Annotated in this window: 9 protein-coding genes; 6 read left to right on the top strand and 3 right to left on the bottom strand. The window is 56.0% G+C overall.

What is annotated here, in order from left to right:
* Positions 1–119: 119 nt before the first annotated feature.
* Both murB and birA read left to right on the top strand, forming a co-directional pair.
* Complete coding sequence (murB, locus tag IM284_RS12230; protein WP_047367234.1) at positions 120–1,148, top strand: UDP-N-acetylmuramate dehydrogenase; 1,029 nt, start codon at positions 120–122, stop codon at positions 1,146–1,148.
* On the top strand, positions 1,145–2,107 hold the full coding sequence (birA, locus tag IM284_RS12225) for a bifunctional biotin--[acetyl-CoA-carboxylase] ligase/biotin operon repressor BirA (RefSeq protein ID WP_047363553.1): 963 nt from the start codon (positions 1,145–1,147) through the stop codon (positions 2,105–2,107). Before murB ends, birA begins: the two co-directional genes overlap by 4 nt.
* A gap of 194 nt (positions 2,108–2,301) precedes the next feature.
* Here the strand turns inward: birA and bcsG are convergent, their stop codons facing one another.
* The 3 genes from bcsG to bcsE are packed head-to-tail and all read right to left on the bottom strand — an operon-like array spanning position 2,302 to position 5,727.
* Positions 2,302–3,981: a cellulose biosynthesis protein BcsG gene (bcsG, locus tag IM284_RS12220; RefSeq protein ID WP_047367233.1), complete on the bottom strand. Its 1,680-nt coding sequence runs from the start codon at positions 3,979–3,981 to the stop codon at positions 2,302–2,304.
* Entirely contained in the window at positions 3,974–4,168 is a 195-nt protein-coding gene (bcsF, locus tag IM284_RS12215; protein ID WP_072201618.1) for a cellulose biosynthesis protein BcsF, read from the bottom strand. Before bcsF ends, bcsG begins: the two co-directional genes overlap by 8 nt.
* The gene (bcsE, locus tag IM284_RS12210) at positions 4,165–5,727 is read right to left on the bottom strand and encodes a cellulose biosynthesis c-di-GMP-binding protein BcsE (protein WP_047367232.1); all 1,563 of its coding nucleotides are present in this window, start codon (positions 5,725–5,727) and stop codon (positions 4,165–4,167) included. The genes bcsF and bcsE overlap by 4 nt, the downstream gene beginning before the upstream one ends.
* Positions 5,728–5,901: 174 nt before the next feature.
* On the opposite strand from bcsE, the gene bcsR reads away from it, so the two are divergent.
* From bcsR to bcsB, 4 genes are read left to right on the top strand one after another with little or no spacing between them, the layout of a single operon-like run.
* Positions 5,902–6,090: a cellulose biosynthesis protein BcsR gene (gene bcsR, locus IM284_RS12205; RefSeq protein ID WP_028014761.1), complete on the top strand. Its 189-nt coding sequence runs from the start codon at positions 5,902–5,904 to the stop codon at positions 6,088–6,090.
* Between the two features lie 11 nt (positions 6,091–6,101).
* Positions 6,102–6,854 carry a cellulose biosynthesis protein BcsQ gene (bcsQ, locus tag IM284_RS12200; protein ID WP_028014760.1) on the top strand — a complete coding sequence of 251 codons (753 nt, stop codon included), beginning with the start codon at positions 6,102–6,104 and terminating at the stop codon, positions 6,852–6,854.
* Positions 6,851–9,466 carry a UDP-forming cellulose synthase catalytic subunit gene (gene bcsA, locus IM284_RS12195; protein ID WP_028014759.1) on the top strand — a complete coding sequence of 872 codons (2,616 nt, stop codon included), beginning with the start codon at positions 6,851–6,853 and terminating at the stop codon, positions 9,464–9,466. The genes bcsQ and bcsA overlap by 4 nt, the downstream gene beginning before the upstream one ends.
* Positions 9,467–9,476: 10 nt before the next feature.
* On the top strand, positions 9,477–11,897 hold the full coding sequence (bcsB, locus tag IM284_RS12190; RefSeq protein ID WP_047367231.1) for a cellulose biosynthesis cyclic di-GMP-binding regulatory protein BcsB: 2,421 nt from the start codon (positions 9,477–9,479) through the stop codon (positions 11,895–11,897).
* Positions 11,898–11,900 lie beyond the last annotated feature (3 nt).

Genomic DNA, 11,900 nt, shown 5'->3' with positions numbered 1-11,900 from the left:
TTAAGTGAAGAGGCCATCCGAAAGGATGGCCTTTTTGCGTTTCTGCGCTGCACAAACTAATCCCCCAACGCCCTGCTTATACGGTAAACTACCTGCGTTTTTGCATCAGGATAGCGTCTATGAACCACTCCCTTAAGCCCTGGAATACCTTTGGCATTCAACGTAATGCTAATCAAATTGTACGTGCCGATACTGCACAGCAGCTGCTGGATGCATGGCAAAGCGCAACAGAAAATAACGAACCCGTACTGATTCTGGGCGAAGGAAGCAATGTCCTGTTTCTTGACGATTATGCGGGAACGGTGATCGTTAACCGCATCATGGGCATTGGTGTGGAAGAGCATGCCGATAGCTGGCATCTGCACGTGGGGGCCGGAGAAAACTGGCATCAGCTGGTGCAATTTACCCTCGAAAAAGGGATGCCGGGTCTGGAAAACCTGGCGCTGATCCCAGGCTGCGCCGGATCGTCACCCATCCAAAACATCGGTGCCTACGGCATCGAACTGAAACATGTCTGTGAATATGTCGACTGCATCGAACTGGCGACCGGAACGGCTAAGCGCTTAACGGCAGAACAGTGTCGGTTTGGTTATCGTGACAGTATCTTCAAGCATGAATATCAGGATCGCTACGTGATTGTCGCCGTGGGCCTGCGTCTGCCAAAGAACTGGCAGCCGGTGCTGACCTATGGCGATTTAACGCGTCTCGATCCGGCAACCGTCACTCCTCGCGACGTATTTGACTCAGTTTGCCATATGCGAATGACCAAACTTCCCGATCCGAAAGTAAACGGAAATGCAGGAAGCTTCTTCAAAAATCCGGTTATTAGCAGCGAAAATGCAAAAGCCTTTCTTGAAGGATGGCCCACTGCGCCACATTATCCTCAGGCAGATGGCAGCGTGAAGCTGGCCGCTGGCTGGCTGATCGATCAATGCCAGTTAAAAGGCACGTCCGTAGGTGGCGCTGCCGTTCACCAGCAGCAGGCTCTGGTACTGATTAATCAACGCGATGCGACCAGCGATGATGTTGTACAGCTGGCGCATTATGTTCGTCAACGTGTGGGCGAAAAGTTTAACGTCTGGCTGGAGCCAGAAGTCCGCTTCATTGGCCGCACAGGTGAAGTGAATGCCGTGGAGACCATTGCGTGAAGGACAATACCATTCCGTTAACCCTGATTAGCATCCTTGCTGACGGGGAGTTTCACTCTGGCGAACAGCTGGGCGAGCAGCTGGGCATGAGCCGTGCCGGCATTAACAAGCATATCCAGACGCTTCGCGACTGGGGCGTCGATGTGTTCACGGTGCCGGGAAAAGGCTACAGCCTGCCGGAGCCAATTCAATTGCTGAATGAAGACGTCATCCGCAGCCAGCTTGGACACGGCAACGTTGCGGTGCTGCCGGTGATTGATTCGACGAACCAGTACCTTATGGATCGGCTGAGCGAACTCTCGTCCGGCGATGCCTGTGTTGCTGAATACCAGCAGGCCGGTCGTGGCCGTCGCGGTCGCAAATGGTTCTCGCCATTTGGCGCCAATCTCTATCTGTCCATGTACTGGCGTCTGGAGCAGGGGCCTGCCGCAGCCATTGGCCTGAGTCTGGTCATTGGTATCGTCATGGCGGAAGTGCTGCACGATCTGGGTGCCGATCGGGTCCGAGTTAAGTGGCCAAACGATCTGTACCTTAACGATCGTAAACTTGCCGGTATTCTGGTCGAACTGACGGGTAAAACCGGTGATGCGGCGCAAATTGTTATTGGCGCGGGCCTCAATATGGTGATGCGTACTGTCCAGGATGATGTGGTGAATCAGGCCTGGACCAATCTCCAGGAGGCGGGGATCGTCATCGATCGTAACACCCTTGCCGTGCGCATGATTAAAGAGCTGCGCAGCTCACTCACGCTTTTTGAACAGGAAGGCCTGGCACCGTTCCTGTCTCGTTGGGAAAAGCTGGATAACTTCATCAACCGTCCGGTGAAGCTGCTGATTGGTGATAAAGAGATTTACGGCATTTCCCGCGGTATTGACGCACAGGGCGCGCTGCTTCTGGAGCAGGATGGCGCGATCAAGCCCTGGGTGGGCGGTGAGATTTCCCTGCGAAGCGCCGAATAACCGGATGGAGTGAACGATGCGACAATCCCTCTGCGCTACCCTGGCATTTAACGATGGGGCAGCCTTCCGGAGAGCCCGAAATCACCTCTAAAGACGACGACGATTCGGCAAGTCTGAAAATGCAGGTGTGGATTTCAGCGCAATAATGACGCACTGACTATCCCCTCTCCCCTGTGGGAAGAGGGGTAAATCAGTTACTGCGGATACGGTACCCAGTCCCCGCCGTTCAGGCGAACGTACGGTTTGTTCTGATACTGAATCACTACCGCGTTGGCGTTCTCGGAGACTTCAGCCGTTTGCGGCAGGTTGCTGGTGAGCTGATCCCAGTTCACGCTATCTTCCACAAACAGCTTCCCGTCAACGGCGCGGGCAACCAGTTCTGAAATCGCCAGATAGCTGCTTGGCTGGGTAATCTCAATTGGTGCGCCCTGGTGCGGTGCCTTCATACCAAAGAATTTAATGCCTGCAGGCACGTTGGTAATGGACGGGCTTGGGATATCGCGCAGACCGGATACCTGCATTCTGTCGCCTTTCAGCGCGCCACCGTGCTCAGGTACCACGACCACCATCACTTTACGGCCAGATTTTTCCAGCTCCGTGAAGAACGCGTCCAGCTCGTCGAAGAATTTCTGCGCCCGCACTTTGTAATCCGCCGTTTTACTCACCCCCGGGAAGTGGTTACCGTCGTGAAGCGGCAGGGTGTTATAGAACGTTGCACTGCGCGGATTACTGTCTTTTTCGATGGTCTGCAGCCAGCGCTGCAGCACGGCAGTATCGTCATAAACCGGCGAGCCATCGAAGCCCAGCAGCGTAACGGGAAGACCGGTTTGATCCATCAGTGGCGCCTGCATGCCACCCTGTTCACGTACCTCTTTCAGGAAGTTACCGAACTGACCGTTATGCCCCAGCATCAGGTGCTGCGTAAAGCCCAGCTTCGCGAGATTATCGAACAAATAACACTGGTTGCCAGCGGGCTGATACAGGTTTTTATGCGATGCCTGACCGCAGCTTGCTCGCAGCAGGCGGATTGCCGCCGGGCCGCTGTATGAGGTGGCAGAGTTAAAATCTTTAAACTGGATGTCAAAGTGGGACCACAGCGGGTGAGACATCAAACCGGCGGCATCCACGTCGGCCCAGGAGAGGGAACAGATGTTAATCACCAGCAGCTCAAACGGCTGCGCATCGGCTGGCAGCGCATCCGGGAATTTCGTCTGTCGCTTATCTTCAGCGGTATAGAAGCTGGAGAGCCAGGCATTAAGATTGGTGGAGGTCGGCGGTGCAGTCTGCGCTGGAATATCGCCCACCACCGGCGTATCGCCTGCCGTTGTAACGGTAGCCGCTGCGCTTCCTCCCGTCGTGGTCACCGTTGTCGTCGGCTGGCCGGCAGGCCACAGCGAAAAGCTTGGCCCCGCCAGCGTCAGCACGTTAAGCCAGATCATAATGGCGACGACAAACACCGTGACGCGGATCCACTGAGACAGGAACAGCCAGGCAACCAGCAGGACAAAGACGGCGCCAATCATCTGCCAGTTAATGAAACGCTCAACCAGGTCAAGCATATAGTCTGCGCTAAAGCCCGCGACCTGCGATCCCTGGCTCATTATGCTTTCCGGACCAGGCAGCCAGGTATCGTGCCAGAACAGCGCAAAGCCGATGGGGATGGCCACCCAATGGCGTAAACGATGCAGCCTGATGTTCGGCAGAGGCATCAGCAGGAAGGCCATAAACACCAGGTTAAGCAGGGGATGGAAATTCAGATAACCTGCCCAAAGCAGGCCAAACTTCACCAGAAAGTAGAAGTTCCAGCCGGAAAGGCCGCGCCAGTATTGCCAGAGCGGCGAGGGTGACGAAGCGGTATAGGAAGAATTAGTCATGTTTACGGTCTGCCTTGACGTGTGATGCCCGTGTCAGTGTTCCGGCTGGTTTTACATAGCGAGGTTTTACAAACATCACTCTGGCCGTATCACGGATACGGCGTATGGAATGGCGTGCATAGTAGCCAAGCGGGAAAAAGATCAGCGCGCAGAATACGACCAGTTGGATGATATCGCTGATATTCATGATGGTGCGTTCTCCCCGTTCTCAGTTAATAAGCGAAGGGGTTCCGGAACCCGACGCCAGACATGTCCGTCATGTCTGGCATTGAGGAGCGGTTTTACATCGCTCGTAATTGCGAGCGGTTTAACCCATTGTTCAGGCTGGAGAGCGCGCATTTGCACCAGCTCTGCGCTGATAGCATTATCTTCGAACCAAATCATACGGTTCGAGAAAATATCCCCGGTAGGCAGGGGGAAGATGTGGTTAAGCGCGGTATCAAGATCGTTGACCCGGCAAAACGACAAAAACAGCACCAGGCGATTGTCGCCAATGGTCATGATGTCCCCTGTACGGTTCGGGCGACACAGGGTGAGCGCCTGCTCAACGCGAATGCCCGGGACCGGCCGCAGGGCAACCATAACCCCTTTCCCGTCCGCCGGAAGTAACGTGTTGCTCATCATGTTGCCGACGGCATCGCAGAACGTATCCCATTTCTGGTAGCCACGCAGCTTCATCGGCTGGGTCATGGAGAGCAGCGTGGAGATATCTTCCGGGACATGGCGACTGAACTGCTGACCCTGAACGCTTTCAATAAGCGTCAGGCAGCGTGACAGTGGCGCATTCCAGGGGATCACCATATTTGCCCCGCAGCCCAGAAGCAGACGCTCATCGGTAGCGCGCAGGCTGGTATTATTTTCGCGTACCACAATTTTTAACGCGCTGCCGCGCTGGCGGCGCAGGGTGTGAATTTGTCTCGCCAGCGTTTCAATCTGATTATTCTGCATCAACGAGAAAACGAGGGTGGCTGCCTGGGTGGTGCGGGCTTCATGAAAAAGCGCTTCGTTAGACTCAAACAGTGTCCAGTTTTCCGAAAGCGCGGGCGCGCCCTCTAAAACCGCAATATGGCTCAGGATGCGCTTTTCATCGCTGCGCGGCTGCACCACGGTTTCTTCCTGCTGTGCCAGGTGCCATTTCCCCTCAATATGTTTAAGAGTCAGCTGTTGCCTGGCGCTCACGCCCTTTTCATTGCACCAGAAGGCAATATCGTAGAGATAGCTGCCTGCCTGGTCACGAAGACTTGCCAGTCCGAACAGGGAGCGATATTCGCCCATCAAAAGTGAGAACAGCTTGTCATTATTACTGCCGGGGTTGACGACCAATAGCGTGCAATTTTGAAACTTTGCCCATTTATTGATTTTTTCCAGCCACGACAGCAGTTTTTCAGCAGGAATATTTTGCAGTATGTTATTTGCACATTTAAGAATCACTAAATAGTGATCCGGATCTATAGAGCACTGAACGTCGCGGGACAAAAAGTATAGACTATCCGCTTCCGCTGACATAGAAAACAAACGTACTTTCTGGGGGCCGCTGTCGCTTTCGAGCGTAATAATTTTCTTCGGCTCTTCGCCCATGCTAATGACGGCCACGCGGGAATCCTTATCCTGAGCGGCAATTGTCTGGTTTACCAGGCTGATAGCGTCTTCATTACGATCCGTATTAATCCACCAGACTCCACCGACTGGCATGTGGCTCAATTCGTCCCATAATGACTGGATGCCAATAGAAAATATGGAGTCCACGATGTCCCTCTTTTCGTCTAATTTGCCTGTATCTCAGTTTACTAGCGAAAGCGTAGAAATAAACCTAACATTGAAATTAAAGAACATCAGATTTAGCATGTAAATGAAATTTGTCAGGGCAGGATGCCCCGCAACTTCCGAGCGTGCGATTTTCCTCAAAGGGATGGAATAAGAATGGATAATAACGAACCTGCAACCCCAGTCGACTCGACTCTGGGTTACACATTCCAAAACGATTTTCTGGCGCTGGCGCAGGCCTTTTCTCTACCTGAAATAGATTACACCGATATTTCCCAGCGGGAACAGTTGGCTGCTGCTATTAAACGCTGGCCGTTATTAGCTGAATTCGCCCATCAACATTAAGGGAGCCATTGATGGCCATACTCGGATTACAGGGCGTCCGTGGCGGTGTGGGTACCACATCTGTTACCGCGGCGCTGGCGTGGTCATTACAGCTTTTAGGTGAATCGGTGCTGGTGATTGACGCCTGCGCCGATAATTTGCTGCGTATGTCGTTCAACGTCGATTTCACTCGCGAAGAGGGCTGGGCCCGCGCGCTGCTTGATGACAAAGACTGGCGGGATGCGGGGCTACGCTATACCTCCCAGCTGGATTTACTGCCTTTTGGCCAACTGACCACCACAGAACGCGAGAATGAAGCCGCCTATCAGCGTCTGTTTTCGCAGTTCACGCTTGCGCTGCAGAGCCTGAAAGAAAAGGGGCACTACCAGTGGATCCTGCTGGATCTGCCGCACGGCGCCGGGACGCTGACCCGGCAGCTCATCGCCCAGTGCGATCATGTACTTTCCGTGGTGAACGTCGATGCGAACTGCCATATTCGCCTGCATCAGCAGGGGCTGCCTCAGAACGCACACCTCCTGATTAACGATTTACGTATCGGTAGCCAAATCCAGGACGACCTCTATCAGGTGTGGCTGCAAAGCCAGCGCCGCCTGCTTCCCATTGTGATTCATCGGGATGAGGGGATGGCGGAATGCCTCGCCTCCAAGCAGCCGCTGGGCGAATACCGCAGCGACTCGCTGGCAGCAGAAGAGATCCTGACGCTGGCGAACTGGTGTCTGCTGAACTTCGCCAGCAAGGCGGAGCCTGCCGGGAGTTCGGTATGAGTCGACTCGCCAGCTGGCTTCTCATCCCGCCGGTCAGTTCGCGTTTGAGCGACCATTACCGGCACTTTCGCCGGCATGGTGCTCCGGCATTCAGTGCCGCGCTCGGCTGTTTCTGGCTGATTCTGGCCTGGACGTTCATTCCACTCGAGCACCCGCGCTGGCAGCGCATCCGTGCGCGTCACGGCGAATTATACCCACACATTAACCCCGACCGACCACGGCCTTTGGACCCGGCGCGCTATCTTATTCAGGCCGTCTGGCTGGCAATATCGTCATCCCGAACGGAGAAAATAACGCCGCACTGGCGCAGCTATTCCCGCGTACAGCAGTTACGTGAACGCTATCACCAGTGGCTGGATAAACTGCCCGCTAGCGTCAGCGATAAGACCAGCCATCTGGATAACCATAAAGAGCTTGGGCATCTCCACCCAGGCTTGCGGCGTTTTATTCTCGGCGTGATTGTCGTGTTCTCGCTCATTCTGGCGCTGGTCTGTATTACGCAACCTTTCAACCCGCTGGCGCAATTCATCTTCCTGATCTTGCTGTGGGGCGTGGCGTTGCTGGTTCGTCGTATTCCGGGCCGTTTCTCGGCGCTGATGCTGATTGTGCTGTCGCTGACGGTTTCCTGCCGCTACATCTGGTGGCGTTACACCTCAACGCTGAACTGGGACGACCCGGTCAGCCTGGTGTGCGGTCTGGTGCTGCTTTTTGCTGAGACCTACGCGTGGATTGTGCTGGTGCTAGGCTATTTCCAGGTGATCTGGCCGCTCAACCGCCAGCCGGTTCCGCTGCCTAAAGACACCACGCAGTGGCCGACCGTCGATCTCTTCGTCCCGACCTACAACGAAGACCTGAGCGTGGTGAAAAACACCATCTATGCCGCGCTGGGCATCGACTGGCCGAAAGATAAGCTCAAAGTCTGGATCCTGGATGACGGCAACCGTCCGGCGTTTCGCCAGTTCGCGGAGGAGGTCGGCGTTGAGTACATCGCCCGCCCGACGCATGAACACGCTAAGGCGGGGAACATCAACAACGCCCTGAAGTATGCCTCCGGGGAGTTCGTCTCGATTTTTGACTGTGACCACGTGCCGACGCGCTCGTTCCTGCAGATGACCATGGGCTGGTTCCTGAAAGAGAAAGAGCTGGCGATGATGCAGACGCCGCACCACTTCTTCTCGCCGGACCCGTTTGAACGTAACCTTGGCCGCTTCCGCAAAACCCCGAACGAAGGCACGCTGTTCTATGGGCTGGTGCAGGACGGGAACGACATGTGGGATGCCACCTTCTTCTGCGGCTCCTGCGCGGTTATCCGCCGTAAGCCGCTGGATGAAATCGGCGGAATAGCCGTTGAAACGGTAACGGAAGATGCGCATACCTCGCTGCGCCTGCACCGTCGGGGCTATACCTCTGCCTATATGCGTATCCCTCAGGCCGCCGGTCTGGCGACGGAATCTCTCTCCGCGCACATCGGTCAGCGTATTCGCTGGGCGCGCGGCATGGTGCAGATTTTCCGCCTCGATAACCCGCTGATAGGCAAAGGGCTCAAGCTGGCGCAACGTCTCTGCTACGTCAACGCCATGTTCCACTTCTTGTCCGGCATCCCGCGGCTGATCTTCCTGACCGCGCCGCTGGCGTTCCTGCTCCTTCACGCCTATATCATTTACGCCCCCGCGCTGATGATTGCGCTGTTCGTTCTGCCGCACATGATCCACGCGAGCCTGACGAACTCGAAGATTCAGGGCAAATACCGGCACTCCTTCTGGAGTGAAATCTACGAAACGGTGCTGGCGTGGTACATCGCGCCGCCGACGATGGTCGCGCTGATTAACCCGCACAAAGGGAAATTCAACGTCACCGCGAAGGGCGGGCTGGTGGAAGAAGAGTACGTCGACTGGGTGATCTCCCGCCCGTATATCTTCCTCGTGCTGCTGAATATTGTCGGCGTGATCGCCGGTATCTGGCGCTACTTCTACGGCCCGGAAAACGAAATCCTGACCGTCTTCGTCAGTATGGCCTGGGTGTTCTACAACCTGATTATCCTCGGCGGCGCGGTGGCGGTGTCGGTAGAGAGTAAACAGGTTCGTCGCGCGCATCGCGTTGAAATCTGCATGCCTGCGGCGATCGCCCGTGAAGATGGTCACCTCTTCTCCTGTACGGTGCACGACTTCTCTGACGGTGGCCTGGGGATCAAAATCAACGGCCAGGCGAAAGTGCTGGAAGGGCAGAAGGTTAACCTGCTGCTTAAGCGCGGTCAGCAGGAGTATGTCTTCCCGACGCAGGTTGTGCGTGTGGCAGGCAGTGAAGTGGGTCTGCAGCTGATGCCGTTGACCAAAAAGCAACACATTGATTTTGTGCAGTGTACGTTTGCCCGTGCGGATACATGGGCTCTCTGGCAGGACAGCTTCCCGGAAGATAAACCACTGGAAAGCCTGCTGGATATTCTGAAGCTGGGGTTCCGTGGCTATCGTCACCTTGCAGAATTTGCCCCGTCGTCGGTGAAATTAATTTTCCGGTCACTTACTTCGCTGGTTTCCTGGGTCGTGTCGTTCATTCCTCGTCGTCCCGAGCGGGATGAGACGAAGCAGGCGGACCCGGTTATGGCTCAACAATGATGATAACGCGATGAAAACAAAACTTTCCTGGTTATGTGCAGTGGCAATGGGAGTGAGTGCACTTCCCGCAACAATGGCTAACGCAGCACCCGGTAACGCAGCGGCGACGCCTGCGCCGACGGTCCCTGTCGTCGCGCAGGCAACCGATCCGGTTGTTACGGCGGCACCCGGTCAAACAGAAAACATCATTCCGAACCAGCCAACGGAGGGGAACACCCTGCCGGTCGAGAATCCGGTCATCGGGCAGGTGATGCCGGGCGTGCGGGGGGCTAACGCGCCCGTTGTCGCGGATAATGTGCCGTCGCGGGACGTGAAGCTGACCTTCGCGCAAATCGCGCCGCCGCCGGGCAGCATGGTGCTGCGCGGCGTCAACCCTAACGGCAGCATTGAATTTGGTATGCGCAGCGATGAGGTTGTTTCAAATGCGGTACTGAACCTTGAATACACCCCGTCGCCATCCCTGCTGCCGACGCAGTCTCAGCTGAAGGTCTACCTGAACGATGAACTGATGGACGTTCTGCCGGTGACCAAAGAGCAGCTGGGTAAGAAAACACAGGCGCAGGTGCCGATTAACCCGCTCTTCATCACCGACTTTAACCGTATCCGTCTGGAGTTTGTTGGTCACTACCGCGATGTCTGCGAAAACCCCGCCAGCAACACGCTGTGGCTGGACGTCGGGCGTAACTCCTCGCTGCAGATGACCTACCAGCCGCTGGCGCTGAAAAACGATCTGTCGGCGTTCCCGGTTCCGTTCTTCGACCCGCGTGATAACCGTCCGCTCACGCTGCCGATGGTGTTTGCATCGTCCCCTGACGTGACCGAGCAGCTGGCGGCGACCATTGTGGCCTCCTGGTTTGGCTCCCGCTCCGGCTGGCGCGGTCAGAACTTCCCGGTGATGTATGACAAAATGCCGGACAGGAACGCGATTGTCTTTGCAACCAACGCGAAGCGTCCGGGCTTCCTGCGCGACCACCCGGAAGTCAAAGCGCCAACCATTGAGATGGTAAGCCACCCGGATAACCCGTACGTGAAGCTGCTGGTGGTCTTTGGTCGTGATGATAAAGATCTGGTCCAGGCCGCGAAGGCGATTGCTCAGGGCAACGTCCTTTTCCGCGGCAACAGCGTGGTGGTGGACGAAGTTAAGCCGCTGCTGGCGCGTAAACCTTATGACGCGCCAAACTGGGTGCGTACCGACCGCGCCGTGACGTTTGGTGAACTAAAAACCTATGAAGAGCAGCTGCAGGCGTCCGGGCTGGAGCCATCGCCGATTAGCCTGTCGCTGAACCTGCCGCCGGATCTGTACCTGCTGCGCACCAACGGCATTGATATCAATCTCAACTACCGCTATACCGCGCCGGCGACGAAAGACAGCTCGCGCATGGATATCAGCCTGAACAACCAGTTCCTGCAATCGTTCAGTCTGCAAAGTACCCAGGACACCAACCGTCTGATGCTCCGCCTGCCGGTGCTGCAGGGGCTGCTGGACGGAAAAACGGACGTCTCTATTCCGGCGCTGAAGCTTGGCGCGATCAACCAACTGCGTTTTGATTTCCAGTACATGAACCCGATGCCTGGCGGTTCGGTGGATAACTGCATCACCTTCCAGCCGGTACAAAACCACGTTGTGATCGGCGATGAGTCGACCATCGACTTCTCGAAGTACTACCATTTCCTGGCGATGCCGGATCTGCGTGCCTTTGCTAACGCAGGTTTCCCGTTCAGCCGCATGGCCGATCTCTCTGAATCCATTGTGGTGATGCCAAAAGCGCCAAACGAAGGTCAGGTGACGACCCTGCTCGACACCATGGCAACCGTAGGCGCGCAAACCGGATTACCGGCAGTTAACGTCACGTTGACGGACGATGGCAGTCAGATCCAGAACAAAGATGCGGATATCATGGTGATCGGCACCATCCCGGACAAGCTGAAGGATGAAAAACGTATCGACCTGCTGGTGAAAGCCACCGAGTCGTGGGTTAACACGCCGCTTCGCCAGACCGAGTTCCCAAGCATTATGCCGGACGTGAACGACCGTAAGGCCAGCGCGCAGACGGCCGTAACCTCTCAGGGGGCGATGGCTGCGGTGGTGGGCTTCCAGTCTCCTTTCAACGATCAGCGTAGCGTGATAGCCCTGCTGGCGGACAGCCCGCGTGGCTATGAACTGCTGAATACCGCGATGAACGACAGCGGCAAACGTGCCGCGATGTTTGGTTCTGTGTCGGTGATCCGCGAGTCCGGCGTCAACAGCCTGCGCGTGGGTGATGTGTATTACGTCGGCCATCTGCCGTGGTTTGAGCGCCTGTGGTATGCGCTGTCGAACCATCCGGTTCTGCTCGCCATCCTGGCTGCGGTCAGCGTGGTCTTGCTGGCATGGGTGCTGTGGCGTCTGCTGCGCATCATCAGCCGTCGTCGCCTTAACCCGGATGAGTAAGAC

The organism is Enterobacter cloacae complex sp. P12RS (assembly GCF_014895875.1).
GTDB classification, from domain to species: domain Bacteria; phylum Pseudomonadota; class Gammaproteobacteria; order Enterobacterales; family Enterobacteriaceae; genus Enterobacter; species Enterobacter bugandensis.
This window is presented reverse-complemented; position numbering and strand designations above follow the sequence as displayed.